This is a genomic window from Exiguobacterium sp. s16, assembly GCF_018618115.1.
GTDB lineage: Bacteria > Bacillota > Bacilli > Exiguobacteriales > Exiguobacteriaceae > Exiguobacterium > Exiguobacterium mexicanum_A.
In genome coordinates, this window is sequence record NZ_JACSLM010000012.1 from 21,403 (window position 1) to 47,896 (window position 26,494).

29 protein-coding genes and 2 pseudogenes are annotated in these 26,494 nt (G+C 49.3%); 21 read left to right on the forward strand and 10 right to left on the reverse strand.

Annotation, left to right across the window (positions count from 1 at the left end; genetic code table 11):
• Nucleotides 1-37: 37 nt before the first annotated feature.
• The 7 genes from KNP86_RS14265 to KNP86_RS14295 all read left to right on the forward strand — a co-directional run bounded on the left by KNP86_RS14265 (nucleotide 38) and on the right by KNP86_RS14295 (nucleotide 6,333).
• On the forward strand, nucleotides 38-1,024 hold the full coding sequence (locus KNP86_RS14265; RefSeq protein ID WP_214755033.1) for a LacI family DNA-binding transcriptional regulator: 987 nt from the start codon (nucleotides 38-40) through the stop codon (nucleotides 1,022-1,024).
• A 109-nt stretch (nucleotides 1,025-1,133) separates the two neighbouring features.
• The gene (locus tag KNP86_RS14270) at nucleotides 1,134-2,078 is read left to right on the forward strand and encodes a carbohydrate kinase family protein (protein ID WP_214708666.1); all 945 of its coding nucleotides are present in this window, start codon (nucleotides 1,134-1,136) and stop codon (nucleotides 2,076-2,078) included.
• Complete coding sequence (locus tag KNP86_RS14275; RefSeq protein ID WP_214755035.1) at nucleotides 2,075-3,505, forward strand: sucrose-specific PTS transporter subunit IIBC; 1,431 nt, start codon at nucleotides 2,075-2,077, stop codon at nucleotides 3,503-3,505. The genes KNP86_RS14270 and KNP86_RS14275 overlap by 4 nt, the downstream gene beginning before the upstream one ends.
• A 19-nt stretch (nucleotides 3,506-3,524) precedes the next feature.
• A complete protein-coding gene (locus KNP86_RS14280; protein WP_214755037.1) occupies nucleotides 3,525-4,943 on the forward strand; it encodes a sucrose-6-phosphate hydrolase in 1,419 nt (472 codons plus the stop codon).
• A 107-nt stretch (nucleotides 4,944-5,050) separates the two neighbouring features.
• Complete coding sequence (locus KNP86_RS14285; RefSeq protein ID WP_214755039.1) at nucleotides 5,051-5,338, forward strand: hypothetical protein; 288 nt, start codon at nucleotides 5,051-5,053, stop codon at nucleotides 5,336-5,338.
• 81 nt (nucleotides 5,339-5,419) lie between these two features.
• Nucleotides 5,420-5,836, forward strand: a complete 417-nt coding sequence (locus KNP86_RS14290; RefSeq protein ID WP_214755041.1) for a YhfM domain-containing protein — start codon at nucleotides 5,420-5,422, stop codon at nucleotides 5,834-5,836.
• A 77-nt stretch (nucleotides 5,837-5,913) separates the two neighbouring features.
• Nucleotides 5,914-6,333 (forward strand): YhfM domain-containing protein, encoded by a 420-nt coding sequence (locus KNP86_RS14295; RefSeq protein WP_214755043.1) that lies wholly within the window; start codon nucleotides 5,914-5,916, stop codon nucleotides 6,331-6,333.
• Nucleotides 6,334-6,355: 22 nt separating this feature from the next.
• Here KNP86_RS14295 and KNP86_RS14300 read toward each other — a convergent pair whose 3' ends face one another.
• On the reverse strand, nucleotides 6,356-7,201 hold the full coding sequence (locus tag KNP86_RS14300; protein ID WP_214755045.1) for an alpha/beta fold hydrolase: 846 nt from the start codon (nucleotides 7,199-7,201) through the stop codon (nucleotides 6,356-6,358).
• Nucleotides 7,202-7,316: 115 nt separating this feature from the next.
• On the opposite strand from KNP86_RS14300, the gene KNP86_RS14305 reads away from it, so the two are divergent.
• The 3 genes from KNP86_RS14305 to KNP86_RS14315 all read left to right on the forward strand — a co-directional run bounded on the left by KNP86_RS14305 (nucleotide 7,317) and on the right by KNP86_RS14315 (nucleotide 10,160).
• On the forward strand, nucleotides 7,317-8,312 hold the full coding sequence (locus tag KNP86_RS14305; protein ID WP_214755047.1) for a helix-turn-helix transcriptional regulator: 996 nt from the start codon (nucleotides 7,317-7,319) through the stop codon (nucleotides 8,310-8,312).
• Nucleotides 8,313-8,531: 219 nt separating this feature from the next.
• A complete protein-coding gene (locus KNP86_RS14310; RefSeq protein ID WP_214755049.1) occupies nucleotides 8,532-9,392 on the forward strand; it encodes a metal-dependent hydrolase in 861 nt (286 codons plus the stop codon).
• A gap of 9 nt (nucleotides 9,393-9,401) precedes the next feature.
• Nucleotides 9,402-10,160: a DUF817 domain-containing protein gene (locus KNP86_RS14315; protein ID WP_214755051.1), complete on the forward strand. Its 759-nt coding sequence runs from the start codon at nucleotides 9,402-9,404 to the stop codon at nucleotides 10,158-10,160.
• A 41-nt stretch (nucleotides 10,161-10,201) separates the two neighbouring features.
• On the opposite strand, the gene KNP86_RS14320 is transcribed toward KNP86_RS14315, so the two are convergent.
• Nucleotides 10,202-10,609 carry a hypothetical protein gene (locus tag KNP86_RS14320; protein ID WP_214755053.1) on the reverse strand — a complete coding sequence of 136 codons (408 nt, stop codon included), beginning with the start codon at nucleotides 10,607-10,609 and terminating at the stop codon, nucleotides 10,202-10,204.
• Nucleotides 10,610-10,684: 75 nt separating this feature from the next.
• On the opposite strand from KNP86_RS14320, the gene KNP86_RS14325 reads away from it, so the two are divergent.
• From KNP86_RS14325 to KNP86_RS14340, 4 genes are all read left to right on the forward strand, one after another.
• The gene (locus KNP86_RS14325; RefSeq protein ID WP_214755055.1) at nucleotides 10,685-11,098 is read left to right on the forward strand and encodes a hypothetical protein; all 414 of its coding nucleotides are present in this window, start codon (nucleotides 10,685-10,687) and stop codon (nucleotides 11,096-11,098) included.
• Nucleotides 11,099-11,404: 306 nt separating this feature from the next.
• A complete protein-coding gene (locus tag KNP86_RS14330) occupies nucleotides 11,405-12,265 on the forward strand; it encodes an ABC transporter permease subunit (protein WP_214755057.1) in 861 nt (286 codons plus the stop codon).
• Nucleotides 12,265-13,323 (forward strand): ABC transporter permease, encoded by a 1,059-nt coding sequence (locus KNP86_RS14335; protein WP_214755059.1) that lies wholly within the window; start codon nucleotides 12,265-12,267, stop codon nucleotides 13,321-13,323. The genes KNP86_RS14330 and KNP86_RS14335 overlap by 1 nt, the downstream gene beginning before the upstream one ends.
• A gap of 55 nt (nucleotides 13,324-13,378) precedes the next feature.
• A complete protein-coding gene (locus KNP86_RS14340; protein WP_165569448.1) occupies nucleotides 13,379-13,621 on the forward strand; it encodes a hypothetical protein in 243 nt (80 codons plus the stop codon).
• 149 nt (nucleotides 13,622-13,770) lie between these two features.
• On the opposite strand, the gene arr is transcribed toward KNP86_RS14340, so the two are convergent.
• Together arr and KNP86_RS14350 are read right to left on the reverse strand one after the other, a co-directional pair.
• Nucleotides 13,771-14,187: an NAD(+)--rifampin ADP-ribosyltransferase gene (gene arr, locus KNP86_RS14345; protein ID WP_029595530.1), complete on the reverse strand. Its 417-nt coding sequence runs from the start codon at nucleotides 14,185-14,187 to the stop codon at nucleotides 13,771-13,773.
• Nucleotides 14,188-14,327: 140 nt separating this feature from the next.
• Nucleotides 14,328-14,774, reverse strand: a complete 447-nt coding sequence (locus KNP86_RS14350; protein WP_029595529.1) for a GNAT family N-acetyltransferase — start codon at nucleotides 14,772-14,774, stop codon at nucleotides 14,328-14,330.
• A 93-nt stretch (nucleotides 14,775-14,867) separates the two neighbouring features.
• Here KNP86_RS14350 and KNP86_RS14355 point away from each other — a divergent pair, with 93 nt between their 5' ends.
• A complete protein-coding gene (locus tag KNP86_RS14355) occupies nucleotides 14,868-15,386 on the forward strand; it encodes a Rossmann-fold NAD(P)-binding domain-containing protein (RefSeq protein ID WP_131472540.1) in 519 nt (172 codons plus the stop codon).
• A 323-nt stretch (nucleotides 15,387-15,709) separates the two neighbouring features.
• On the opposite strand, the gene KNP86_RS14360 is transcribed toward KNP86_RS14355, so the two are convergent.
• On the reverse strand, nucleotides 15,710-16,546 hold the full coding sequence (locus KNP86_RS14360) for a GGDEF domain-containing protein (protein ID WP_029595527.1): 837 nt from the start codon (nucleotides 16,544-16,546) through the stop codon (nucleotides 15,710-15,712).
• Between the two features lie 369 nt (nucleotides 16,547-16,915).
• Here KNP86_RS14360 and KNP86_RS14365 point away from each other — a divergent pair, with 369 nt between their 5' ends.
• A complete protein-coding gene (locus tag KNP86_RS14365; RefSeq protein ID WP_125318014.1) occupies nucleotides 16,916-17,158 on the forward strand; it encodes a hypothetical protein in 243 nt (80 codons plus the stop codon).
• Nucleotides 17,159-17,219: 61 nt separating this feature from the next.
• Here KNP86_RS14365 and KNP86_RS14370 read toward each other — a convergent pair whose 3' ends face one another.
• Nucleotides 17,220-18,443 (reverse strand): MFS transporter, encoded by a 1,224-nt coding sequence (locus KNP86_RS14370; protein ID WP_214755061.1) that lies wholly within the window; start codon nucleotides 18,441-18,443, stop codon nucleotides 17,220-17,222.
• Nucleotides 18,444-18,616: 173 nt separating this feature from the next.
• Between KNP86_RS14370 and KNP86_RS14375 the strand changes: the two genes are divergently transcribed.
• Complete coding sequence (locus KNP86_RS14375; protein ID WP_084158426.1) at nucleotides 18,617-19,342, forward strand: transposase; 726 nt, start codon at nucleotides 18,617-18,619, stop codon at nucleotides 19,340-19,342.
• On the forward strand, nucleotides 19,339-19,794 hold the full coding sequence (locus KNP86_RS14380; RefSeq protein ID WP_084158424.1) for a transposase: 456 nt from the start codon (nucleotides 19,339-19,341) through the stop codon (nucleotides 19,792-19,794). The genes KNP86_RS14375 and KNP86_RS14380 overlap by 4 nt, the downstream gene beginning before the upstream one ends.
• Before the next feature lie 54 nt (nucleotides 19,795-19,848).
• On the opposite strand, the gene KNP86_RS14385 is transcribed toward KNP86_RS14380, so the two are convergent.
• The 4 genes and pseudogenes from KNP86_RS14385 to KNP86_RS14400 all read right to left on the reverse strand — a co-directional run.
• Complete coding sequence (locus KNP86_RS14385) at nucleotides 19,849-20,328, reverse strand: TVP38/TMEM64 family protein (protein WP_125318013.1); 480 nt, start codon at nucleotides 20,326-20,328, stop codon at nucleotides 19,849-19,851.
• A 143-nt stretch (nucleotides 20,329-20,471) separates the two neighbouring features.
• Nucleotides 20,472-21,632, reverse strand: coding sequence for a D-alanyl-D-alanine carboxypeptidase family protein (locus KNP86_RS14390; protein ID WP_214755063.1), 1,161 nt, complete (start codon nucleotides 21,630-21,632; stop codon nucleotides 20,472-20,474).
• A gap of 25 nt (nucleotides 21,633-21,657) precedes the next feature.
• A complete protein-coding gene (locus tag KNP86_RS14395) occupies nucleotides 21,658-23,109 on the reverse strand; it encodes a UDP-N-acetylmuramoyl-L-alanyl-D-glutamate--2,6-diaminopimelate ligase (protein WP_029595522.1) in 1,452 nt (483 codons plus the stop codon).
• 199 nt (nucleotides 23,110-23,308) lie between these two features.
• Nucleotides 23,309-23,734, reverse strand: a pseudogene (locus tag KNP86_RS14400) (YdhK family protein); the annotation flags it as partial.
• Nucleotides 23,735-23,964: 230 nt separating this feature from the next.
• Here KNP86_RS14400 and KNP86_RS14405 point away from each other — a divergent pair.
• From KNP86_RS14405 to KNP86_RS14415, 3 genes and pseudogenes are all read left to right on the forward strand, one after another.
• Complete coding sequence (locus tag KNP86_RS14405; protein WP_029595520.1) at nucleotides 23,965-24,672, forward strand: cytochrome c biogenesis CcdA family protein; 708 nt, start codon at nucleotides 23,965-23,967, stop codon at nucleotides 24,670-24,672.
• 38 nt (nucleotides 24,673-24,710) lie between these two features.
• Nucleotides 24,711-25,255 (forward strand): annotated as a pseudogene (gene resA / locus KNP86_RS14410) (thiol-disulfide oxidoreductase ResA).
• Nucleotides 25,256-25,578: 323 nt separating this feature from the next.
• Entirely contained in the window at nucleotides 25,579-26,487 is a 909-nt protein-coding gene (locus KNP86_RS14415; RefSeq protein WP_029595519.1) for a F510_1955 family glycosylhydrolase, read from the forward strand.
• The last annotated feature ends 7 nt before the right edge of the window (nucleotides 26,488-26,494 follow it).

Genomic DNA, 26,494 nt, shown 5'->3' on the forward strand with positions numbered 1-26,494 from the left:
TCTGACGCGTCAGTTTTTTCGTATGGAGGTTTTACCGATGAAACAAGTGACAATCAACGACATCGCCAAACTTGCCGGGGTCGCCAAAAGTACCGTCTCTCGTTATTTGAACGGGGGTTCGGTCGGACAAGCGACACGCGAGAAAATCGAGCGGGTCATTCAAGAGACGAACTATGAACCGAACCAGTTTGCGCAAAGCTTAAAGTCGAAACAGACGAAAATGATTGGTGTCATCGTCCCTCGTCTTGATTCCTATGCGGCTTCGCGTACGATGATGGGCATCGACGAGCGGTTGACCGAGCGCGGTTATCAAATGCTTGTCGTTAACACGGCCCAACAGACCGAACGCGAGATCGAGCAGTTGTATAATTTGGCAAAGCAGAAAGTGGCCGGCATCATCTGGCTCGGGACGACCGTGACGCCGCGGCACTTGCAGGCGATCCAAGACATCCAAATCCCGGTTTTGTTGATCGGTCAAGAGCATGAACACGTCCATAGCCTCGTTTATCCCGATTTCGACGCGGCGTACGCTCTCGGACGGCAGTTCATGGATTGGGGACATCGAGACATCATCTATGTGGGCGTCGAGGAGTACGACATCGCCGTCGGTCAAACGAGACGTGACGGTTTCTTACGCGCCTTCAACGAGGCAGGGGCGGATGTGAAGACGTACACGACGTCATTTAAAATCGATGACGCGATTCCGATTGGGGCTCAGATAGGGCATGAGCTGTCGGCGTCACTTGTCGTCTGTGCGACCGACAACATCGCACTCGGCGTGTTGAAGGGACTTGCCAACGCCGGCAAAACGGTTCCAGGCGACATCTCGGTGAGCGGATTCGGCGGCTATGATTTCACCGAAGTACTCCATCCAGCGATCACGACGGTGCATCTTCCATACCGTCGGACAGGGTCTCGTGCGGCTGACATGATTCTCCAATTGTTAACAGGCGAAACCATCCCGATGAAAACGTTCACAACTTTTGAATTAAAACTGCGAGAAAGCGTTGACATTTTAAATTAAATCGATTACATTTGTGTTGCGGAACCGGTTCCGCAACATTTTTTATTTGTTTTTGGAACCGGTTCGATAAATGACACGAAACACGACATTCAGACATGGAGGTGGACGGATGAACACCGTACATTGCATAGGTGAACTATTGATTGATTGGGTTTGCGATGACGCATCGAGCGACCTCGTCAACGGGACGACATTCGTAAAGAAAGCGGGGGGCGCACCGGCAAACGTCGCGGCGGTCGTCAGTAAACACGGAGGAAATTCGAGTTTCCTCGGTCAAGTCGGGGCAGACCCGTTCGGACGCTTTTTAAAACAGACGCTCGTCGACAACGGCGTCGGCGTCGAAAACTTGGTGGAGGAAGGTGACACGACGTTCGCATTCGTGTCGATTCAAGAAGACGGGGAACGAGATTTCACGTTCCGACGCGGCAGCGATGGCGACTATGCCTTCGAGTCAATCGACTTGTCGGCCTTCAAGCCTGGAGACATCGTCCATTTCGGATCGGCGACGGCACTCCTCGACGGTGAGTTAAAGAACGCTTATTTCAAACTGCTCCAGTTCGCCAAGCGTGACGGCCTGTTCGTCTCGTTCGATCCGAACTACCGTGACGCGCTTGTGACCGACCTCGAGGCGTTCAAACAAGATTCGCTCCACTTCATCGCCGAAGCAGACTTCGTCAAGTTGAGCGAGGAAGAAGCGCACTTGTTGACTGGGCTTGACGATTTAAATCAAGCGATCGCGTCGCTTCTCGAAACGGGTGCGAAACGGATCGCCATCACGCTCGGCTCGCGCGGGACACTGATTGCGACGAAAGACGTCAAAGACGTCATCGCTTCAGTGAAAATTGAAAGCGTCGATTCGACGGGAGCGGGTGACGCCTTTGTCGGCGCCTACTTGTATCGCTTAGCGACTCTAGGAATCGATGACGAGCGCTTACTGAAGGATATCGAATACGCGAATGTGACCGGCGCTTTGACGTGCACGGCATACGGCGCGATTCCGGCCATACCAACACAACAACGCGTGCTTGAAACGCTAGGAGGCAAACCAGCATGAACTACAGACAAGAAGCAGAAGCGATTTTAGAGGCTCTCGGCGGGAAAGACAACGTCGCCGCCGCGGCCCACTGTGCGACCCGGCTCCGCCTCGTCTTGAACGACGAATCGAAAGTCGACGAGAAGAAACTTGACGCCCTCGACGTCGTCAAAGGAACGTTCTCGACCGGTGGCCAGTATCAAATCATTATCGGTGCAGGTACGGTTAACAAGGTGTACGCTGAGTTCGCCCAATTGACAGGCCTCGGCGATATGTCGACAAGCGACGTCAAGTCGGCCGGCGCGAAGAAAGGCAACCCGCTCCAACAGTTCGTCAAAATGTTGTCTGATATCTTCGTCCCAATCATCCCGGCCATCGTCGCCGGCGGTCTCTTGATGGGGATCAACAACTTGCTCACGGCACCTGATTTGTTCTTCGAAGGAAGCTCACTCATCGATCAGTACCCAGGCATCGCCGATCTCGCCGCGATGATCAACACGTTCGCCAACGCCGCCTTCGTCTTCCTGCCCGTCTTGATCGGGTTCTCCGCCGCCAAGCGGTTTGGGGGTAATCCGTACCTCGGCGCTGCGCTCGGGATGATCATGGTTCACCCGGATCTCGTCAACGCCTATGCGCAAGCAACGGTCGGCGATATCCCGGTTTGGAACATTCTCGGCTTTGAAATCGAGAAACTCGGTTACCAAGGACAAGTGTTACCGGTCCTCGTATCCGCTTATATCTTGTCGAAACTTGAAATCAATATCCGTAAATTCATGCCAGCATCACTCGACATCTTGCTCACACCGCTTCTCTCGCTCCTCGTCACGGCGTTCGTCACGTTCGCTTTCGTCGGACCGATCACACGCGAAGCGGGTAACTTGATCATCGACGGTCTCGTTTGGACGTACGACTCACTCGGCTTCTTCGGCGGTCTCGTCATGGGTCTCTTGTACGCGCCAATCGTTATCACAGGGATGCACCACAGCTTCATCGCCATCGAGACGCAACTTCTTGCCGATATCGCACGCACGGGCGGATCATTCATCTTCCCAATCGCAGCCATGTCGAACGTCGCACAAGGTGCGGCCACACTCGCTGTCTTCTTCTTGACACGTGATCAGAAGATGAAAGGTGTCGCTTCGGCATCTGGTATCTCGGCACTCCTCGGGATCACTGAGCCTGCCATGTTCGGGGTTAACTTGAAACTACGCTATCCGTTCATCGCGGCCATCATCGGTTCAGGGGTCGCCTCGGCGTTCATCGTCGGACGTGAAGTCCTCGCCGTCGCCCTCGGTGCGGCAGGTCTCCCAGGGATCATCTCGATCGCACCAGCGTCGATCGTCTCGTATATCATCGGTATGGCCATCGCCTTCGCGGTCGCCTTCGGATTGACGTTCGTGCTTGCGAAACGCCAAGCGAAAAAAGAAGCAGTCAAACAAGCAGCTTAAGAAAAAAGGAAGTGATGTTATGAGTTGGACGAAGGCAGAGCGTTACCGCTCGTTACGTGACGTGAGTGCCCTCGAGATGGAGACGCTCCGCACGAAGACGGCAGCTTCCCCGTGGCGGTTCGGATACCATATCCAACCGCCGACGGGACTCCTGAACGACCCGAACGGATTCACGTATTACAACGGGGAATATCACATGTTCTATCAGTGGTTCCCGCTCGGACCGGTACACGGTCTCAAACATTGGTACCATGTCACATCACCTGACCTCGTCACGTGGACAGACCGCGGGGTGGCGTTAGTCCCGGAGACGACCGAAGATTCACACGGTGCCTATTCAGGTAGCGGGTTCGTGAAAGACGGGGAACTCCACGTCATGTACACGGGCAATCACCGGACGGATGACTGGACGCGTCACGCCTCGCAAGTGATCGGCGTGTTGCGGGATGGCAAGATCGAACGTCGCAATGTCGCGATTCCGGACGTGCCGGCCGGGTACACGGAACATTTCCGTGACCCGAAAGTGTGGCTCGAGGACGGCGCCTATTACGCCGTCGTCGGCGCACAACGTACGGACGAGACGGGTTGCGTCGTCTTGTATCGCTCGGTCGACTTGGATGAATGGACGTTCCTCGGTGAAATCAAGACGGGACTCGATTCGTTCGGCTACATGTGGGAATGTCCCGATGTGTTCGAACTGAACGGGCAGCACGTCCTCGTCTTCTCGCCGCAAGGGATTGAACCGGACGGGCATCGCTATCACAACATCTATCAGTCTGGGTTCTTGATCGGCAAGCTCGACGTTGAGACGTTAACATTCACCCACGGAGCGTTCGAGGAGCTCGACTTCGGGTTTGATTTTTACGCCCCACAGACGACAGAACAGGACGGACGACGCGTTCTCGTCGGTTGGATGGGACTCCCTGAAATCGAGTATCCGACGGACCGCTTCGGTTGGGCCCACGCCTTGACGTTACCGCGTGTGCTCACAATTGAGGAAGGGATGCTCAAGCAGCGTCCGGTGGCGGAGATGACAACGCTTCGCCAAGACACATTCCTCGACGCGTCCGGCACATCAATCAGCGTCGCGACACCGGACCGGTATGAGCTTGAGGTGAAAACGGATGGGTCAGACTTCACGCTCGACCTGCTTCAGGTCGAGAATGAGTCACTCGTCATTCGTTACGACGCGACGGCAGGCGAATTGACGATCGACCGGACGAATGCCGGTGAGCCGTTCGCGACCGAGTACGGCACGACACGGACGAAAGTGGTTCATGTGACGTCGCTTCACGTGTTCGTCGACTCGTCAAGTGTTGAATGCTTCGTCAATGACGGTGAAGCGGTCGCCACACTCCGCGTCTTCCCGAGCGAGCTCGAGAAACAGTTACGTTATGAAGGCGCGACTGCAAGTCTGACCGGTTGGACGTACCAATAAGGAAAAGCTGAGCTTCGGCTCGGCTTTTTTGTTTACCTTTAGAATGAACTCTATATGCTATTCTAGAAATAGGGAATAAATTACATATAGCATAGGGGATGATTTACGTGTGGATGGTTTTAGGAGTACTGGCGATTGGCGCGACACTGTTCAATTTGTATACGTTCAACGTCGGGAAAGACTATAAGCTACCGATGGCGCTTGCGTTATCGCTAACAGCGTTGACGGTGTGCGCGGATTATAGCCATTTGTCGGTCTGGGTCGAAGCGGAGGATTGGAGTGCGTTGGCGGATGTCATACCAGGTATGGGACGGGCATTATGGGTTCTCACTAGCATCTCGATTCTATTGAACATGTTGCCGATTTTCTTGGAGCGAATGCGAAAACAGGCCTGAATGATCCGATGTCAAAATTTGTGAAACCTTTCGTCCGGATTTTCGTAAAAGATAACGATCAACATGAATGGGGTGAAGGACATGAAACTAGATCGGGCAATCTTCACAGGGGCTTCGGCGATGTTCAAAGCATTTATGAACTCAGAGGAGAATGAGTTGAATAGAGAAGAGATGATTCAAGCGCGAGTTGCTGAGTCGTTAGGAATTGGTTCGTTCAATGAGACAGATTTCATCATGTTCAATGGAATCGAAAAAGTGAGATCGTTCGCGGACATGCTGCGTAATGCAGATGATGCGCTCGAAGATTCCATTCACGGGGAACCGGACTTTGACTTGGAGCTTCATTGGAAGGGCGGGATGATGGCACAGTATCATCTTTGGCTCGGACAGAAACATCAACCGAGCTTTTTGATGGATGTGACGCATCCGCATCTCATCTATCGCGTGTCGAGAAATATGACGAATCAGTTGATTCAAGTGCTCGGGGTGGATGAGTGAACGAGTGACGTGGAATGTGAAACTTTACTTGCTTGAATCGCGTATATCAACCATATACAGACAGAGGGAGTCTATTTATGAAACATCGACATACATCAGTCTTTGCTCTCGTCACATTAACACTTACCTTGACCGGTTGTGCCTCGAACGATTTCCGGACGGATGGGATTGAAGAAGTCCTCGTCTCGGAATCGGACGGATTCAGCAGTTTTCAAGAGCGCGACATCGTCACGTTCGACGAACCGGAAGCGATTCGAGTATTCGAAGACATGCTTCGTGAGGCAGACGAAATTCCAGGTGTCGCCAATGTGGTCGGGCCGGAATACGATATCGAAATCCGGTTCGAAGATGGGGAGACGGACCGCTATTACCTTTGGCTCAACGATGATGCGAAGTCGGCAAGCAGTCTTTATGACGCGGACGACACAAATATCGGCTACCGCCTTCCGGCTGACGTGACGGAAAAATTGATCAATCTGCTCGAGGCAGGCGACTAAAAAAGACGCCTAGAATGGCGTCTTATGAGTTGAAGCGGATAAAGCGTTCAATCTGTTGCTCGCTCTTCCGTGCTTGACGACCAATCCAAATCAAATGGCCGGGGCTGTTCAAGATGGTGAGCTGGGCGTGCGGGATGAGCCGTTTCGCGTGATGCGCGTGGCGGACCGGCACGGCCTTGTCATTTTTGGAGTGGACGATATACGTCGGGCACGTCACCCCGAGCAGCGCTTCATCGGTCACTTGTTGCCGCAGGTCAAACTGGGCACCAAGACCGAACGCCATTTGGCTAGCGACTCGTTTCAATAGGAAGATATCGTACGGGGTCACTTCGTCGCGGATGACATCGAGTGCGAGCAGGCTCGTCGATTGAATCATGCGGGCCGTCGCCTCGAACGGTTGTTTTTGAATGGCGCGGGCGACGAACTGTTTCATCGCAAATTGCAGCGCGATGAACGCAGGCTGAGCGACGTTACGGCTGATGTATTGCCGATAGGGGAAGTCGACGACGCTCGTCACAGCGGCAGCGAGCGTAAGGCTGAGCGCGTGGTCGTTCTGCGATGCGAGCTCGATTGCCGTCGGGCCACCGGCCGAAATGCCGTACACGTGATACCGATCGATTGCCATGATTTCCATCAAATGACGTAGGTTGGTGGCGAACGCTTGCGGTGAAGCTGAAAATGAGTACGGAGTCTCACCGTAGCCGGGACGGGATGGGACTATGACCCGAAAACCGGACACGACGAGCCGGTCCACATGGTACGGTTCGAGGCTCGATGATTGGGTCCCATGAATCAGAACGATGACCGGACCATGACCGCGGTCCATATATTCGATTTTCGTGCCGTTGACGTGCGCGTAATGTTTCACTGCGGAAGGGCCTCCTTAAACGATTTGTAATGGAAAATACCTTTATTTCATGGAAATAACATGCTACTGTCTGTTTATACATATTTTACATAGAGAAGTGAAAGGGGATTAAACCGTGAACAACCGAGAACGGTTACTCGAGGTGAGACGGTTTTTCGAACGCCACACAGATGATAATCATCCAAAGACGTTAGAAGACTTGCTCGAATATTTATCTACCATTGGAGATACTTCTAAGTTAGCAAAAAAATCAGTGAAAGACGACATTCAAGCATTGACCGATTCGGGGTTCGAGGTGCAGGATGAGCTCGAGAAGAACGGCCTCGCCAAAAAATATTGGCATTCGGCCCGTTTGTTTGAAATCCATGAGCTCCGGATGATGGTCGACGCTATCGTCGCGGCGAAGTTCATCTCGGAGGACGTGACAGAGCGGATCGTCGAAAAACTTCAAAAACTGACGAGTATTCCGGAAGCGGAAACGCTCCAGTCGATCATCAAGACACCGAAGAAGAAACACGGACAGATTCCGTACCATATCGATCGCATCCAGCGCGCGATCCAAGAACAAAAGGCAATCTCGTTCCAATATACGGACGTCGTCGGCTTTGACGCCACGAAGCGAACGTTCCCGCTTCGCCGTGACGGCGAGCGTTATGTCGTCAATCCGATTGACTTGCACTGGAACCATGAGCAATATTATTTGATTGGCATCGATGAGTCGATCGGGGAAATCCGAAACTATCGCGTCGACCGCATCGTCAACTCAGAGATTGTCGAGGATGATACGCCGCGCATGAAACATCATTTGCCGGATGACTACTTCCAAAAGTCGTTCAATATGTACAACGGGCTCGACGAGGAAATTGTCCTTGCCGTCGACGAGCGCGTCCTCCCGGTCATCTTCGACAAGCTCGGAGAAGACGTCTCGATTACTCAAGACGGAGAACGCTTCCTCATCCGCTTCGATGCGGCCGTATCCGACGGGTTCGTCTTCTGGCTCTTGTCGCTCGGCACGCAAGTCGAGGTGCTCGAACCGGTCACGCTCCGCGACCATTTGCGTGAGACGATCGAGGCGATGGCCGAACGATATGCGAAGGCGAGCATTCACTGAAACGATTGAAATGAAGGTATGATATACTGCTTGCGACACTTGTAGAAGGGGGACAGGCGGATGTTAGATTGGATGCCATTAATCATTCCGATTGTCGCTGTCATTTTTGTCGCTGTCGTCGCAAGACGCGCCATGAAAATGGACCAAGAGAAATAAGCTAGGACGGACATCCTTCTCGTCATGAGGGGGATGTCTTTTCCGTCCAAAAGGAGGAGACCGGTGGATACCATCACACATACGCTGTTCGGTCTGACGCTCTACGGGGCGGCCGATAAGCGAGACTTACAAACAAACGAAAAACGGGCCTTGTTCGTCACGACGCTCGTCGGGAGTCAAATCCCGGACAGTGACGTCATCTCGCGGCTATGGGACACGGAAGGGATGTATCAGATGTGGCACCGCGGTATCACTCACTCGATTTTCCTCGTCCCGTTGTTCGCGCTACTCATTTACATACTCGTGCGCCTCTTGTTCAAGGTGACCGATATCCGTTACTTCTGGTGGGCGCTCTTGTCCGTGTTCATCCATAACACGGCGGACTTGTTCAACGCCTGGGGGACGGGTTACTTCGAACCGTTATCGGATGTCCGGGTCACGTTCGGTGTCATCCCGATCGTTGATTTCGTCTATTGGGGCATTTTCCTCGTCGCCTGGCTGATCGCACGGCGAACTGACATCAGTCATACGGTGTATCGCTACGCCTGGGCAGCAATCGTCGTGCACGTCTTGATTCAAAGTGCGCAAGGGGCGTACTTGTATCAGTCGTATGCCGCCGATCACGATGAAGTGGCGCTGTCGGCCTCGTTCATCCCGACCCAGTTCACGGTCGTCACAAAGACCGATGAGTCGGTGTCGATTTACAGTGACTCGGTCTATCAAGAACCCGAGGTCCAATACGAGTTGACGAGTGCGGACGATGCCGATTTGAATCCGCTCTTCGCCGAAAATAAAGAAGCGATCACGCTCAAACAGTGGTCCCCGTTCGTTGTCGTCGTCGAGGATGATGAGCGGCTCGGCCTCTACGATCCGCGCTTCTTTGACGGTGAGTCGTCATTCCTTTACGAATACATCGAATTGTAGGTGATTACGATGCGGCGCATCCGTTATTTGTTCATCTTCGGTTACGAACAAGCACTCAGTTGCATCTTCCCGGTCGCCATCTTTGGGGCGCTCGCGTTGACGAAATGGTTCGACTTTCCGATTCCGCGTTACGACGTCCTCTTCATTTGGTGCCTATTCGTCCAAGTCGTGCTCGTCAAAACCGGGCTCGAGACGATGGAAGAAGTGAAGGTGATCAGTTGGTTCCACGTCATCGGGCTCGGCCTCGAGCTGTTCAAAGTCCAGATGGGGTCATGGAGCTATCCCGACGAGGCGTTGACGAAAGTTTTCGGTGTCCCGCTCTATGCAGGGTTCATGTATGCGAGTGTCGGCAGCTACGTCGTCCAATCGTGGCGCCGCCTTGATTTGGAGTTTCTCAAGATGCCGCCACCGCTCATCGCGTTCGGCCTGGGAATCGCCATCTATTTCAACTTCTTTTGGCATCACATTTGGCTCGATTTGCGCTGGGTGTTGATTGGTCTCGTCTTTCTCGTCTTCGGCCGTGCCATCGTCACGTACCGGCTCGACGACCGCCGTTTCACGATGCCCGTCGTCGTCGCCTTCTTTTTGATTGCCTGCTTCATCTGGTTCGCGGAAAATATCGTCACGTTCTACAACGGTTGGGCATATCCGAACCAGTTGAGCGGTTGGGCGCTCGTTGACCTCGGCAAGCTGTCGTCGTGGTTCCTGCTCGTCATCATCAGCATCTTGCTGGTGGCGTGGCAGAAACGAAGACAGGGGCTCTCATGAAAAAACGTGTGCACCCGCTTCGGGTTGCACACGTTTTTTGGTTACGTCGTTCGTTGTTTGGAGCAGGCGACCATATGGACGATGAACACATAGAGCGGGAACGTGAATGTGAGCGCGATAATCAATAGCCCGACGGCCGGACCTGGCCATGCCGCTTCATTCGGAGCGGGGACGATTCGCGTCCAGACATAAGTGAACAGCGCCAAATAAGGAAACCATAACACGTATAGGGATAGGTTCCATGTTGAAGCTTCGAGACGCCTGACAAGTTTGATGAGGATCCGCGTGAATAAGATGAGTGAAGCCAGAGCGATAGAGACGATGATTAGTATATAAATGTTATCCATTATCAGATAGAGCCGTCCGCTGTTGGCGAGCAGTTGAATGTTTAAGAGTAGGGTGAGCGCGAGCAGGATGGAGAGGTTTTGTAATTTGAGAAAGTGTGTCATGAAGGTCTCCTTGAAAATGAAATGGTGATGAAACTTTGTCTGGCAGCACCCGTATAAAAAGATGAGGTGATAAGTTTGATTGATATAATTGGGTTTTGGTGTATTGCGCTCGCACTTATGGGTGCGACGATCATGTATTTCGTCCAATGGTGGAGAGGACGAAAGTTAGGAAAGTTGTTTGCGTCTATTGGGTCGCTCGTGCTAGTCATTCTAGTGTTGCTCGTGACGGTTCCAGATACATATGATCGGATTCATAGTCGCTACAAGACAGAGACGGGAATGTGCTATATAATCGATAACGGTGCTAAAGCCCGTGATATCGATGTATATTTGAATGGCGTACCGCACGAAACGCGCAATCGTCCCGATATCCCGTTCGGTCCTGGTATTGAATATGAATGCACAATCACGCTCACGCAGGAGTTGAAGACGCTCGTCGACTATGAGTTACGGTCTGAAGATGGTGACGTTCTATTTTCAACATACTAAGGTGTTCCTTTCATGAAGGAATACTTTTTATTTGCTTATTGATTGGGGTGTTCAATGTAGCTAGCACATTTAAAGTTGTCTCAGAGTATGTGCGTAATTTAAAGATAGCATAATTCACCTCTTTATTTTTTGAATATTGTTATTATTTACAATATTACTGTGATAGAATCAAAAAACACACATATGGTTTTATTTTACTTTTGTATCGAGAAAATGTTTTATTTTGGAGAGAGTTCTTTTTGACTGTGTTTTAGGCGGCTAATCATTGAGAGAATAGAAACTCATGTCACAAAAGGAGAGAATCGGATGAATTGGATTGCTCAAAAATCGGCTCAGTTTTTCATCACGCTATTTGTATTGATTGAAATCAGTGCCTTGCCGTCACTCGTCGTGGAACTCGAGTTCGTGCCATCAAATTACTGGAACGGGATTCAACAACAATTCAGTCAGTTGGCGAAACTCGACGAGATTACATACTACAACGTCACCGCACAACGCGAGTTACCGTTATTGCCAGACCTCGCCCCGCTCATGAAAGAGACGGTCATCATCTTTATGACGTCACTCATCGTCTCGGTCGGGTTCGCCCTTCTGTACGCCTATTTCTTTTATCGGAGCGGGAAGCGCGTGCGCACGGTGCTCCAGCAAACGAGCCAGACGCTCGAGATGATCCCGGATTTGTTTTGGCTCATCTTCTCGCAATTTCTTGCCATCACGATTTATAAGAAGACAGGGTTCGATCGAATTGAAGTCGCAGGTGGGTTCGCCGAATACATACGCTTTTTGCCGATTGTGACGTTGACGCTCACGATTCTGTTCTTCTTCCTCAAGTGGTTGACGAAACATATCCTCGAGGAGGAGGTGTCGTTGTTTCTCGAACTGGCCCGGGCCAAAGGCGTCAGACCGGCCGCCCTGTTCTGGAGACATTTGCTCCCGAATTTGGTGTACCGCTTCTACCTCTTTTTCCGCTCGAACTTGATCACGGTGCTATCGAGTCTGTTGATTATCGAGTATTTGTTCAACGTGCAAGGGATTTTCCGGTTCGCCGTCTATAATCCGGTCATGCCAATCCTGCTCGTCATCTTGTTGGTCGTCTATATCCCGATTTTTATATTGGATTTAGTAGCAGAATGGCTCATCCCGAACGCTTGGAAAGGAGGGATTTGATGCGACGCACGTTACTGCGGGACCCGATTTTCATCATCGGGTTCGTCATTTTTGCCAGCTTGCTGTTACTAAGTATCGGGAATACCGTATTCCGCGATGGCCAAGTCGACCAATTCTTGAACCGTTACTCCGACGAAGGTCGGTTGATTGGCATTCCGCCGCTCGAACCGTCGAAAGATCAGTGGCTCGGTACCGACCGGGCCGGCAACGACTTGTTCCAGATGATGATCGAGGGTTTTAAGTGGACGGTCGGCATTTGTGCCACCGTTGCGCTCGGACGGATGGCGTTCGGCCTATTGATTGGGATTCCACTCGCGTTTCGCGGGGCGCGCGTGAACCGAATCTTCAAAATGGTGTTAGACGGGTTTTTGATTTTACCGATTTCCCTTCTTGCCATGATGATGCTGTTCCCGTCCTTTTTCTTCGCGGATTCGACCATGGTGCCGCCGCTGCTGGACCGCGTGACGCTGCAGTTGACGGTGTTCGTGGCGCTCGGCTTGCCTGCAGTCACGCTCTATCTCATTACAGAGGTGCGGCAATTGCTCAAACAAGAGTTTATGATCGTCGCCGAGACGTTAGGAGGCAGTGTGTGGCACCGGACAAGGAGACACTTATGGCCGCACCTCGTTCCGACGTTGGTCATCGTCTTCATGCAGCAATTCGTGCAAACATTGATGTTGCTCATTCATCTGTCGTTGTTCGGCGTCTTTTTCGGAGGCACCGTCTTCCTGTTTGAAGGGGTGCGACCGACGCTGTTTGAATGGTCGTCGATGTTCGGTTTTTATTTCACGCAGTTCACAGCGACGACATGGATGACAAACCATATGTTCCTCGTTCCGGCTCTCGGCCTGTCACTGCTCGTCTTCCTCAGCAACTTGCTGACGAGCCGCCTCGAGCGGGCGTTTCGGTTACGGCGACAAGAAGCGGTCATCACGGAAGAGACGATGTCTCAAGCCGAGGCAGCGGCCGCGTCGCTCGCCGAGCCGTTCACACTTGTGCATGCGGATGGCTCATTTCAAAAGATGAATCAAAAGAAAGCGGACGGCATCACACACTGATGTCATCCGCTTTCTTTTAGTACTTGATTATCGTAAAACTAAGGAGGTAAAGATGGTGAACACGAAGTCGTTTATGCTCGTTTTTGTCTCGGTGTACTTGTTAATGAGTCTTCCTTCAATGTTAGGAATCGGTTATGTGATTGATTGGATTCCGGAAGCCGCTTTATTGCAAAAGCTGAAGGGATATGTGATTGATGGTTTTACTCACAACTCTCTTTTTAAAATTGTGTTCTCAGCCATCGCGAGTGGGATTTTTACCTTCTTTTCATCAAGACGGATAGCCAGTCATAGTGATTGAATTCGCTCAATATTATGAGAAACCTATGATAAATTAATCTTCAGATTGTGATTTGACTCGATTAATCCATGCATTAAGCTTGTTATAATCGATTTCTCCAGAATATCAGCGCTTCCTGTACGATTTATTCAAGGTGTATCTACTTCGTGTCAGTCTTCAATCATATCTTCTCCAGCGTGTCGCAGTTTCTCAAGTGAGTCGCGCATATGCGCGATCACATCGTCAAGGTGGCGTTCCCAAGCCCCGAGTTCGGCTACGACTTTGAGCGGGGCGTTCGACCGGTACGACCGGGTCGGATTTCCGGGGAAGCGCTTGTCCGTCAAGTTCGGATCGTTCTCGAAGTCGCCCGTCGGTTCGACGACGTAGATTCGTTCACGCGCATTTCCGCTCGCCAGTTCGGCTCCCCACTTGGCGGCGTCGAGAGTGGCCGTGAAATAGATGTAGTTCGACTGCTTGTCTTGATAGTTCGAGCGTCGCTTCGGTTCAAGCAAGTCTCCAAGTTTCAGTTCGGCTTTCGTTCCGTGGAAAAACGGGCCGGGGTCGAGCGGTTTCATGTCATCGGTCATGCTTTATCTCTCCTTCAGTCAGGCTGTCTTCACAGTATAGTGGATGGATTTAGGAGAACACAGTCTGTTTTTGGTTCGAGAATCGCGATATAATAAAGACGGGAAGAGCGTTCGGCTCTTCCTTTTTTGTTACATAGAATTCAAAGCTGTTTTCGGAACGAATAGCTCGTGATGGCGTAGTCCATCTTGTCTTTATAAAAGCGATGCGCCTCGGTCCTTGCCAGTCCGGACTCGAGGGCGACATATTTGGCACCACTGTCGCGTGCGTATTCATGAATGAAGTGAAGCAACATCTCGCCATATCCCTTCGAGCGATGGTTCACGCACGTCACGAGGTCGTAAATGAAGACGTGTTTCTCGAGATATAGATTGACGCGGAGCTCAATCCCCGCAAGCGAGACGATGACATCGTCGGCGTATAACGCATATAGTTCATACCCTTGTGGTCGCATGGCGGCGACGAGATCGCGATAGGCGTCGAGCGTCAAGTCGGTGCGCAGTTGATTCATGACTGGGAACGATTCATCGAGTTCGTGTGGCGACTCGATTGGTTTGATGGAATAGATGGTCGATGGAATGGGAATCATGCCTCCTTGAGGGGGGTGTTATATGTAGATTTCGCTTTCGTAAGTCAGGATTCCTTTCCTTACTTATAAACGGACAGAAGGGACAGATATATCGTGAAACATGCGTTAGTGATCGGCGGCAGCGGGATGCTGGCGGGGACGGTCCTTTGGTTGGAAGAGGTTGGCTATCACGTGTCCATCATCGGACGGGATGCCGAGAAAATGAGCCGATTGACCGAACAAACACCCGACCGACTGTCTGCCGTATTGGTCGACTATCGGGACGACTTGCGTCTCAAGGAAGCGCTGCGAAGTTCGATTGCGGATCACGGAGATTTCGACTTGGTCGTTGCCTGGGTTCATTCGGACGCAGCTGACGCCTTAACGTGTGTGTTGTCAGCACTACGAGGGGGAACGGACGTGTTCCATGTTCTCGGTAGTCGCGCCAACTCGAGCGGTGTGAGAAACGGGCTGACGATCACTGAAGACGTCCGTTATCACCAAGTGCAACTCGGTTTTCAAGTCGTGAAGGGGGAGAGCCGCTGGTTGACGCATAAAGAGATTGCCGGAGGCGTGATCGAGGCGATTCAAGGGAAGGAACCTCTCCATTTAGTCGGAAATGTAACGAGATGAAACGATTAACAATAATAAACTGAAGTGATAAAAGGTCGAACGATACATATGAAAATGCTCTTCGGGCAACCTAGATAGAGTATCATCTAGAGCGATTTAGATAAGAAATTGAATTGGGTTAACTCTGTGAAGGACTTGATGCTGTATCCAAATGGAAATTCTGAGTTTGCGTATAATGGGCTTGGATAGACGTTACAGACAGCAGTCGTGATGGAGAATCGAAACGGCTAAATGTGGGGTAAAATCGATATGATGACACAAAAACCTTGAATGCGCACTTTTATTAAGTGTCGATCATTCAAGGTTTTATTATCAGGTATTTCTCAACTAGTCGACGATGCCTTCGCAACGATTTTATCAACGACCGTGTTACAATTTTCTTGATTCACCTCATAAAACGTATCCTCATACGTCAATGACACGTGTTTACCGCTTTGAAGCTCATACTGTTCTAGTAGCGGACGAATCCGGTCATGGACGACTTGTGCGGCTTTTTGTGACGTGTAGGGGAAGATGATGGCGAACGTATCGACTGCGATCCGATACTTGTGATCGGTTCGTCTTGTTGCCATATGGAGCTCGTCACTGAAATAATTCAAGAACCATTCATATTCAGTTCGTCCGTAATGTTCCTTGAAACGAGCGAAGTCATTCAAGTGAATGAACGAGACTGAGAATGAGCCACCGTGGCGAATGAGACGGTCTCGTTCCGCACTCAAGTCCATCCGAAATCGCTCGGTATTATCAAGCCACGTCTCTGGATCGACCGCAATCAATTGTCGCGCTTGTTCCTCTAACTCGTGCCGGGACAGTTGAACGGTGTTCACGAGTTGATGAACGAGACCAGACAGAATGGACATGACGAGAAGCAGAATCGTAAAACTGATGCCTCTGGCGTTAAAAAACTGAACGTTTCCTGTTTCGTAAATGGACGCGAGCCATCGGAAATAGATGAATAAAAAGAGGAGGAGCGTGACAGACAGAGTCAGCCCAGCTCGCATCCCGAAGATGAGAGAAGAGAGTATGATGGTGGGTAAAATCAAGTAGCCGAGAAGACCGGTGTTACTTTCAGACAAAAGGACGATATAAGCCATCGTACCGACAATCATACAAGCGATGAGACCGAACAAATAAATCGATTCATTAGTCCATTGCTTCATGTTCACCCCTCCATCTGTCTTGAATCGGCTCACGATGAGCCACCTCTTCAATTACCCGCTATATATGCGGAATAACCAATCAAAGATGTCCGTCACCTTCATTATAAAACATTAGACTGGAACGACGAGATCGTTTTTCGAATCGGAGCGAGTGCGTTCTTCGGGATTAAGTAAACGACACCACCGACACAGATGCCGGTGGTGTCGTCAGTTATGTGGCAAGGGTGGTCTGGCCATCGTGAATCAACGTGTCGATCGATTCGCTTCATCGCGCCCGTCACTTCAAAGTCGAACACATGGATCGGAAGATGATTGTCTCTGGCGAGGAGGAGTGACGAGTGATCCATCGCCTATGCGATGCCGTTATATGTGATCGGACGCGACGCCGATTATGAAGTCGCACAAGGCATGTTAAACGGTTTGCCTGAATCTGAGTTAAGGTTATTAGAAGCAACGTGGCATCAACTCATTCGTGAACAAACGATGCTCGCAACGACTAGCAAGCTGGTGATTGCGGAACAGGCATCGCATGCCATTCAATTAGATCGTCCGGATGTCATTGTTGCTGTGGTAGAAGAACACATTGATCAGATGACTCAAGCGATACAATAAGCCGATTGAGAGGATGGTCTCAATCGGCTCTTTCTGTTGTTTCGCCAACACTATAACCGCATTAGGATGCTTCCTCCTCGTGTAGAGCTGACGTATACAAAGCTTGTCTTGATCGCTCTAGTACAACCCGTACTGTGACCAAGCCGACGAGCAAGAAAGCGAGTGAAAAGGCGACATACGTCGAGCGAATCCCGACATATTCAGCGAGGAGACCGATGCCGAACGTCAACCCGATAATCAAGACGGACTCCGCTACGTTGATCACCCCGGAGAAGCGGCCCATCAGGTCGGTCGGGACATTGTTTTGATAGAACGACAAGAAGCCGGTGTTCGCGAACGACAAGGCGAACGTGAGCAGGAAGAATCCGACCGCTGCGACCACGAATGACTCGGAGAAGGCGAAGACGAGATAGCCGACAGGTGTTAGGATGGCACCGAAACTGATTAGGAACGGTAACGTCAGCCGGGCACTGAACGTCGCGTTGATGATGGAACCAGCGATAATCCCGGCTCCGGCAACACTGACGAGAAAACCGTAGCGACTCTCAGAAAAGTTGAGCACTTGCGTCGCGAACGACGCCTCGAGCGAGTCGAGCCTCGACATGAAAATCGTCATGACGCAGAATAGGCCATAGACGAGTGTCACGTAACGCATGGTCGATGCGAATCGGACGACCGTTTTCCAATCATCGAGAATCATGCGCAGGTTGAACACTTCGACTTCGTCGCGGGCCGTGAACAACTTCGGTAGTAGGGAGAGGATTCCGACAGACACGAGCAACGCCAGCGCGTTCAATTGTATCGCGAGCGCGGGTGTACCGATCATGAACAACAATCCCGCGATGGCCGGGCCTAAGATGAATCCGGCCGATTGGACGAAATTTTTCATGGCGTTGAACCGTTGACGGTCACCGCTTGGGACGAGCTTGGTCATGTAGACGAGGGAGGCCGATTCGAAGACGGAACTCGCGATGTTCAATAGAAACACGAGCAAGTAGATGAGCGCGAGTGAGTCGATGAAAGCGAGACTGAAGACGACGACGGCGCGGAGCGCATCAAGCCACATCATCAAGCGGCGTGTATCGGTACGGTCGATGACCGAGCCTGACCAAACGTTCGCGCATAGTGCCGCGAGCGGGACCAGAATGTAGAGGACCGAGACGGCGAACGGCGATTGCGTCATCTCGAGAACAATCAAGTTGAGGGCGATGAAATACACCCAGGCGCCGAGGTTCGAGATGCCGACGCCAGTTAGTAAGAGTAAAGTGTGTTTCCAAGTATTCATCGCAATCGTCCCCGTTCAAAGTAGATTTTGAACAGTATGTCACAAAAAGGCTCATCACCATAAGGTGTGGTTGACGCATAAAATCCATCAGATTTTGAATTGAACATAGAAAAAAAGCGAAAACCCCGGTATCGTAATTGTTGCTTAGACAAACCACGATTGGAGTTTTCGCTTTGTCCCAACAGTTTATCAAATTACTTCTTCCACTTCCAGACCTTTTTCAGATTCAGATGTCTTCAGACGAAGAACCAAACGTTTTTCCGGTCATCCCGGATCGACATGACATCCCTTGTCCGCTGTGCCAGAGAAAGACCATCCTGCATTCGAAAAAGCGGCGTCGCTTTCGACACGGTCATGCGTGGAACGTCGGTGTACTCTGGATCGAACTGGATGTCCCACGTCAAAGATGCACCTCTTGTGATTTGACGTTCGTGTATGACTACGGTCTCGGGCTCGTCAGCACTTCCACCGAGGTGTTCCGGAAAGGCATCGCAAAACGTTGCCACGGACGGACAATCTCAGATGTCGCACGCGAGTACAGCCTCCCTTATACGACGGTGGAGCGCTGGTTCTATCAGTACGCTTCGGTGGAGACGATGGAGCGTGCAACGCATGTCCTGGTCGACGAGTTCGCCACGAGAAAGGGGCACCACTATGCGACGATTGTCCTCGATGCCAAGAGTGGCCAGCTTCTGTCCATTGTCCCGGGCCGGGACGTGGCAGCCATCTCGGCAGCACTTCAAGGCGTATCCGGGGATGTCCGTTCTGTCGTCAGTGATTTTGCACCGGCGATGGCGAAGGCCATCAACCATGTCTTCCCGGAGGCAGAACATGTGCTGGACCGGTTCCACCTCGTCCAGTTCGTCACGGACGCCCTTCGCCGACGGCGTCGTTTTTGAACGAGGCAAGACGCCATCACCACGTTCGCGTGATCGATCGTTCGCTCGCGCGTCGCCCGGAAACGCTGACTGGGGAAGACCGGGAGGTCGCCCGTTCCTGTATGCAGGAAGATCCATTCATTCGGAACCTCTATCAAGGGCTCCAGCATATCCGGTATGTGCTGAAGGCGACGTGCGAGATACAGTCGCAACGGCGGCTCACAGACTGGTTGGACCGTTATCAGTTCCATCCGTGCGGGCCCCTGGCGAAGATCGCGAAAGCAATCCGGGTCCGGGAGCAAGCGATGCGCCAGACAATCGTGTCAAGGCTGTCGAACGGGAAGATGGAAGGGACGAACAACAAGATCAAGCTCATCAAACGCCGTGGCTATGGCTATCGAAACCTCGAGCGATTCTTTTTAAGATTGCGCCTCGAGATCGGTCGTCAAAATAGCAACCACGAGTTATGGTGATGAGCCAGAAAAAGAGGATGAATTTATCGAAGTTTTCTCAAACAGGGGGTAAAATTACAAAGAATTTTTTCTTTTGTTCTTTGCCCAGATCACTAGAAACGATAGAAAGATCAAAATAAATAAGCCGTACTGATAACCGGGATGTATGGATTCTACAAGGCCATAAACAACAGCCACTTCAAGAGAAACGGCCGGAATTTTACCGATGGTGCTGGCAATAATGAATAAGCCACCTGGAATGGGCGTCAAGGCCGCCCCTGCTGTTACCAGACCTGATGGGACAAAAGGAATTAAGCGCAGCAAGATGATTGCCCAGAAGACGCGGCTTATTGAAGAACTCTGGATGTACCTCCAGAACGGCCGCTTTAACCACTTTGGATTAACTTTTGAAAACCCATATCGATATAGGTAAAATCCGACGATAGCGCCAAAAATCTCCCCCGACAAAGAAAGGATGACGCCAATGGTTAACCCTAAAGAACTGATATTGAGAGACGTGAGCAAAAAGCTTGGGAAAAAGCCAACTGCACCCATACTTATGTTGAAAATGAGAAGCAGCAGAAATTCTAAAACGGGGAACTGAGTGTTTATGGTATAATCCGCCTCCTGCGCTGTTTAAAAAATTGATGGTATATAAAAGTTCAGTTGAATGAAATTTTAAGATAGAGAAGTGCGTTCTATATCCGCTTTTTTCGAATTCGGTAATACACTAATCCTGAAAAGCCAACGACGAGGAGGAACAAATAGATTGAACTTAAAATCCCAGGTGGGAAAAATGTGCGAACGTCTTCAGAATTAGAAGGAAGGTTTGTCTCAGAAGCACTGACAACGGGAAACTGATAAGAAGACAAAAGAGTGCCATCCTGATCAGTAATCCTTAATAGTCCATCTTCTTTTACAGCGATTGTCACTTGCTCATCTGTTTGGTGTGTATAAAAGAAATCGCCTGGCGTAATGTATTCCACATCACCGGCAAAAAAGCTGCTTTCTTTCGGAATGCTCACTGTTTTAAAATTTTCAAATCCAAAATCCAAAAGTTGAATAGTGTCAGCATAAGCTTCTGCCTCTGTGTCGCTTTTTAAGGTGACGACAATTAAATTCAGGTTTTCTCTTTTGGCTGTCGTGGCCAGCGTGACGCCTGCTTCTGGCACAAACCCGGTTTTACCACCCGTAACGCCTTCATAAGGTTTTTCCCTTAATAGTTTGTGGTGGGTATAAAGCGTGGTATCCCAGGATTCACCGTTCCAGGGCAGTTCTTTTGTTCCAAATATTTTCATGAATTCATCGTTCTTCATCGCATATCGGGTTAACTTCGCTAAATCTTCGGCTGTCGTAACATGCTCGGGATCAAAAAGACCGTGGGGATTTTCGAAGTTCGTATTCCGCAGGCCAATTACATCTTCTAAATATAAATTCATATCAGCAGAAAATAACTCAACGCTGCCGCTGATGTGTTCAGCAATGGCGACGCCGGCATCATTTCCAGAGTTGACTAAGAGGCCCAGCAACAGTTTTTCTAAAGTCACTTGTTCTCCCTCTTCCAAATAAACACGGGTGCCTTCCGTATTGCGTGCTTTTTTACTGATGGTTACAATATCATTTAATTTTCTGTTTTCAATTGCATAAATGGCTGTGGTAATTTTTGTTAGGCTGGCAGGATACATCTGCGACTGTGCATTTTTTTCATAGAGGATTTCTCCAGTCGTTGCTTCCATGACAATAGCTGCTTCACTGGATACGTTTGGCAGGGAAGGGTCATCAGTTTTACTGAAAACGGACGAAACGATTAAAGTGTTGATCATGATTAAAATGGTTGAAACAACACTTAGTTTTTTCATAACTACTCCCTCCTGAGTGATTATTTTAGTTCTGCTTTATTATATAATTGACGGTTTCCCGGTCCGAATCAGTCGGTAAATGAAAGGTTTGCTGGTATTTCTCGTGTCCTTTACCGGTAATCACAATCCAGTCGCCTTCCTTGCTTTCATGGATTGCTTGCTGAATGGCGAGTGTACGGTCTGGAACGATGCTGCCTTTTGAGTTGCCGTATGTTTCATTTAGTTGGTTTAAAACTTCCAGCATATCTCCTGGAGAAACATTGTTCAGGTCGTCCAACGTTAAAATGTAGCGGTCACTCATTTCAGCAGATATGGATAGCATGTGCTTTCTCTTGCTGGCATCTCGATTTCCACGAAAGCCGAAAATATGGGTTATTCGTTGGGCCCCTTGTGATTTTGCAGTTTCCAGGCAGTAAGAGATGGCATCCGGAGTATGGGCATAATCCACAATAACGATCGAGCCCTTGGCCAGTTTCGTGACCTCAAAGCGTCCATCGACTCCCTTGAAATGGTGAATGGAGTTTAAGAGCTTTTCTTTGGGGATACCCAGCAACAATGATGTTCCGTAGGCCATTAAGGTGTTATACATATTGTGCATTCCGGTCATGGCAGCGACCATTTGATACGTTTCGTTACTTTCAATCACCCGCATAGTGGAGGACAGTGAATGAAATTTTGCAACACGCAGGTTGCATTCAGTGGATGTGCCAATTGCATAAATCGGTTTTCCCTTTGTTTGCAGGATTCCACAGAGCTTTCGTCCCCACTCATTATCTGTATTCACTACAGCAATCCCATGTTCTTTCATCTGATTGAACATTGTAAGCTTCGCCTGAAAATATTCTTCCATGGAACTGTGATAATCCAGGTGTTCATGGTGAAGATTGAGGAACAAGCCGTAATCAAATTCAATGCCTTCTAACCGATACTGGGCCAGTCCATGAGAAGAAACTTCCATAATGACGACCTCATCCTGACTGAGGGTCAACAGTTTATGGAGAGCGAGTGAATTTGGTGTGGTGTTCGAGCTTTTCATTTTTTCGCCATTGATAATATTTTGGTTGGTACCGATGACAGAACAACTCATACCGTTGCTTTCCAGAAAGTGCTGGAGCATATAGCTCGTCGTCGTTTTTCCGTTGGTGCCCGTAATTCCAATCATTATTTTCTGGTCAGATGGACGGCCATAAAAATTCCTGGCCAGGATGCCAAGCGCTTTCCGGCTATTTTCCACCTGTAAATAAGGGACACCTAACCGGGTAATTCCTTGTTCTCCGATGACAAGGGCTGCCCCTTTTTCAATTGCCTGGTCAATAAACCCGTGACCATCAATTTCAAATCCTTTAATAGCAACAAACACAAAACCTTTTGCCACATCGCTTGAGTTATCGGCAATCCCCTTGATGTCTAATTCTAATATTCTGGAATCTAATCGGGAGATCAGACCGGATTCGTTCAAAAGCTGATTTGTTTTCATAGATTTGGTGACCTCTCTAAAACTATTTAAATTTGATTTATTCTATTATAAAAATGTTGAAAAAATGTGCAGAATTTATACGGGAAGCCTAACTACTAAAACTTAATGTTTTTGTAATACAAACGAAATCGAATCCTTTATGAACCATTACAGATAAAAACCCGGGATCTTGTTGACAAGATCCCGGGTTTTGGCGCTTTTATTCGGGTGACAGTTCGCTTTCAGTCACCCATTTATGATTGGTGACTTCCTCGCCTCCGGTGGTCGGGACGAAATCAACCATATAGACGGTCGTTTCTTCGGTAGAATCAACCGTAGCCGTTGCGCCGTCCATTCCCTCCATATGGTCAGCGGCAATGGCCGCTTCATCGCCCGTTTCCAATGGTTCATCACCTGGATTTTCCAATTCTGCGTGAATCACCCATTTGTGATTTTCAACCGGCTCGCCTCCGTCCGTCGGCGTATAGGTCACTGCATAGGCGGTTGTATCATAAGCCCCGACAATTGTGGCTTCAGCACCTTTCATGCCTTCCATATGATCGGTTTCAATAATCGCCTGGCTTCCAACTTCAAAGGTTGGATTTTCGGCTTCCTGCAAATCATCCGGGACTTCACCTGAACCGGAATAGAAGAAACTGCACAGAAAATCAAGAATTAATCGGTAAACTGGATTGGTTGACGTCTTCTGGAACGGTTAAGCAAGCACGGGGAAGTAGAAGTTAAGAGAGGGGCTGTATTTAATTTTACATACCTTGAAATTCCCCGAGTCTTATATAGAAAATTTCATTTGATTCCTTAAGGGATACAAAAATGATAAAGAAGAGGATTCAACTTACTGTAATAGGAGGTGTACAAGTGGCGGAAATTAGTTTGTATCTTGCGTTTGGCGCAGGGCTTTTATCATTTATCTCTCCATGCTCCCTTCCTTTGTATCCGGCTTTTTTATCCTACCTTACTGGAGTTTCAGTCAATGAGTTAAAGACGGGCAAGGGAATGATGAGGAGCACGGCTTTGATTCATACGGTTCTATTTTTGATAGGTTTCTCCATCATTTTTTTAGCGTTGGGCTTGTCGACTTCGCTTATCGGAAACTTCTTCTTGGAATATCAAGTTCTTCTACGTCAATTGGGCGCTATTTTGATGGTGTTTTTTGGCTTGGTCCTAACCGGTATTCTGAAATTCGACTTCCTGCTGTCGGATAAGAAATTACAGTTCCAGAAAAGGCCCTCCGGATACGCGGGTTCTGTTCTGATCGGCATTGGCTTTGCAGCTGGATGGACCCCGTGTACCGGTCCCATACTTGCAGGAGTTATTGCACTCGGAGTAGCGGATCCGGACAGTGGCTTACTCTATATGCTGTTTTACGTTCTGGGATTTTCCATTCCTTTTCTCTTGATGTCGTTTTTTATTGAGAAAATGACTTTCTTGAAGAAGAAGAGCGCTCTTTTCATGTCAATAGGAGGAGCATTAATGATTCTGATGGGCGTTTTACTTTACTTTGACATGCTGACAGAAATCATCGCTTTTTTATCGCAATTTACGGGTGGATTTACAGGGTTTTAATGGACTCAACCCATCATCTAGGAAGGACGTGACAGTGTATGGCTGCTAAAAAGGATAAAAAGAGAAATCGCTTGATTATGAGGACAAGTATTTGTTCATTCTGGTTGTCGCTATTGCATTTACCATCTACAACGGATTAACAAAAGAGAAAAACGAATTGCTGCAAGTTGGAGATTCGGCACCCGATTTTGCGTTGACGGATTTGAACGAGGAACGGCATCAGCTGTCTGAGTACAAAGGGCAGGGGGTGTTCGTGAACTTTTGGGGTACTTGGTGCAAACCGTGCGAAAAAGAGTTCCCGCTGATGGAAAAGCAGTACCAGGTATACAAGGATCAAGGTGTGGAGATACTCGCTGTCAATATTGCGCAATCCGATTATGAAGTGAGACAATTTGCTGAACAGCGAAATTTAACGTTCCCGATTGTTATCGATAAGGACAAAAGTGTTATGGAAGCTTATAATATCCGTCCATTGCCGACTACTCTGTTAGTCAATCAAGAGGGCAAAATCGAGAAAATTATTACGGGTGAAATGTCCGAAGAGGATATCGCGAGTTATATGGAACAGATCAAACCGTGCTGATACCTCTGAATTTCCCAAGCATAATGCGGGCCACGTTATTTTGAAAAATGCTGCAAAGAAAAAACGAGAAAAAAACATTTCTTTAAAGTGGACTAACCGAAAGAAAAGAAATGTCAGGTGTAGAAAATTTATAAATAAAAATCAGGCAAAGATCCTCCACCGGACCGATTGGAAGGATTATTCCTTTTGGGTCAATTGTAGAGGGAATGGATTAGCTGTTTTGAAATCAAGATATCTGCACAAAAAGTCGAAACTTTTTCGTTAAACTTTAAGAATGTTATACTTATAAAAAATAAAAAATGACATATTCGGAGGGCATCTACATGAAAAAAAAGAGAATAGGAACGGCAGTGCTGTCGGCTTTTCTTTTGTTGGCAGGCTGCAGCAATGATACAACGGATTCATTTGAAGTGCCGTTTGAAGGGGAACTGAACCATGTTCATGGGATGGGTTATGCAGGAAATGAGAACGGACTGTATTTTGCCTCGCATACCGGGCTGAAAATTTACCGGGAAGAGGGCTGGTTCGAAACGGCGGATAATTTTCATGATTATATGGGCTTTAATGCAACAAATGAAGGATTTATTACGTCGGGCCACCCAAGTGCAGACTCAGAATTACCCAATCCCCTAGGGATACAGCGAAGCATCGACAGCGGTAAATCGATTGAAGAGATTGCATTTCAAGGAGAAACGGATTTTCATGCCATGGCGGTGGGATATAACAGTAACGACATTTTCCTAATCAATCCGGCCAAGAATTCCCTATTGGAAGCCGGCGTATATAAAAGCGGTGATGAAGGCGAATCATGGAAAACTGTGAAGGCTGAAGGGCTGGAAGGCGAAGTGACTTCGCTCGCTCTTCACCCGGCTGACTCAAACTTCGTCGCTGCAGCTACGGCTGCAGGGATTTATTTCTCACGGGATGGCGGAGAAAATTTTAAAGCCATTACAGACGGAAGTGAAACAGGCACAGCGGTGCATTTCACCGAAGACCATTTGTACTTCGGAAGCTACGGGACAGCGGCGGCTCTGGTGAAGTATACTATGGAAAATGAAGAACTCGAGCCGGTGGATACACCGGACCTTTCACAAGATGCCGTCGCTTTTATTGCACAAAACCCGATGGATGGAATGGAACTGGCGATCTACACATTTGAAGGCAATGCCTACTTGTCGGAAGACGGATTACAGACCTGGAAAACGCTGCTGGAAGAGGGAAAAACCAAGTAGAAACCAG

Coding starts and splice junctions, on each gene's coding strand:
- KNP86_RS14335 (WP_214755059.1), top strand. CDS start 12,265: ATGCGACGCACGTTACTGCGGGACCCGATTTTCATCATCGGGTTCGTC.
- KNP86_RS14315 (WP_214755051.1), top strand. CDS start 9,402: ATGCGGCGCATCCGTTATTTGTTCATCTTCGGTTACGAACAAGCACTC.
- KNP86_RS14395 (WP_029595522.1), bottom strand. CDS start 23,109: ATGAAAACAAATCAGCTTTTGAACGAATCCGGTCTGATCTCCCGATTA.
- KNP86_RS14350 (WP_029595529.1), bottom strand. CDS start 14,774: ATGATTCCCATTCCATCGACCATCTATTCCATCAAACCAATCGAGTCG.
- KNP86_RS14265 (WP_214755033.1), top strand. CDS start 38: ATGAAACAAGTGACAATCAACGACATCGCCAAACTTGCCGGGGTCGCC.
- KNP86_RS14330 (WP_214755057.1), top strand. CDS start 11,405: ATGAATTGGATTGCTCAAAAATCGGCTCAGTTTTTCATCACGCTATTT.
- KNP86_RS14390 (WP_214755063.1), bottom strand. CDS start 21,632: ATGAAAAAACTAAGTGTTGTTTCAACCATTTTAATCATGATCAACACT.
- KNP86_RS14280 (WP_214755037.1), top strand. CDS start 3,525: ATGAGTTGGACGAAGGCAGAGCGTTACCGCTCGTTACGTGACGTGAGT.
- KNP86_RS14290 (WP_214755041.1), top strand. CDS start 5,420: ATGAAACTAGATCGGGCAATCTTCACAGGGGCTTCGGCGATGTTCAAA.
- KNP86_RS14295 (WP_214755043.1), top strand. CDS start 5,914: ATGAAACATCGACATACATCAGTCTTTGCTCTCGTCACATTAACACTT.
- KNP86_RS14370 (WP_214755061.1), bottom strand. CDS start 18,443: ATGAATACTTGGAAACACACTTTACTCTTACTAACTGGCGTCGGCATC.
- KNP86_RS14415 (WP_029595519.1), top strand. CDS start 25,579: ATGAAAAAAAAGAGAATAGGAACGGCAGTGCTGTCGGCTTTTCTTTTG.
- arr (WP_029595530.1), bottom strand. CDS start 14,187: ATGACCGATGACATGAAACCGCTCGACCCCGGCCCGTTTTTCCACGGA.
- KNP86_RS14275 (WP_214755035.1), top strand. CDS start 2,075: ATGAACTACAGACAAGAAGCAGAAGCGATTTTAGAGGCTCTCGGCGGG.
- KNP86_RS14270 (WP_214708666.1), top strand. CDS start 1,134: ATGAACACCGTACATTGCATAGGTGAACTATTGATTGATTGGGTTTGC.
- KNP86_RS14360 (WP_029595527.1), bottom strand. CDS start 16,546: ATGAAGCAATGGACTAATGAATCGATTTATTTGTTCGGTCTCATCGCT.
- KNP86_RS14320 (WP_214755053.1), bottom strand. CDS start 10,609: ATGACACACTTTCTCAAATTACAAAACCTCTCCATCCTGCTCGCGCTC.
- KNP86_RS14385 (WP_125318013.1), bottom strand. CDS start 20,328: ATGGGTGCAGTTGGCTTTTTCCCAAGCTTTTTGCTCACGTCTCTCAAT.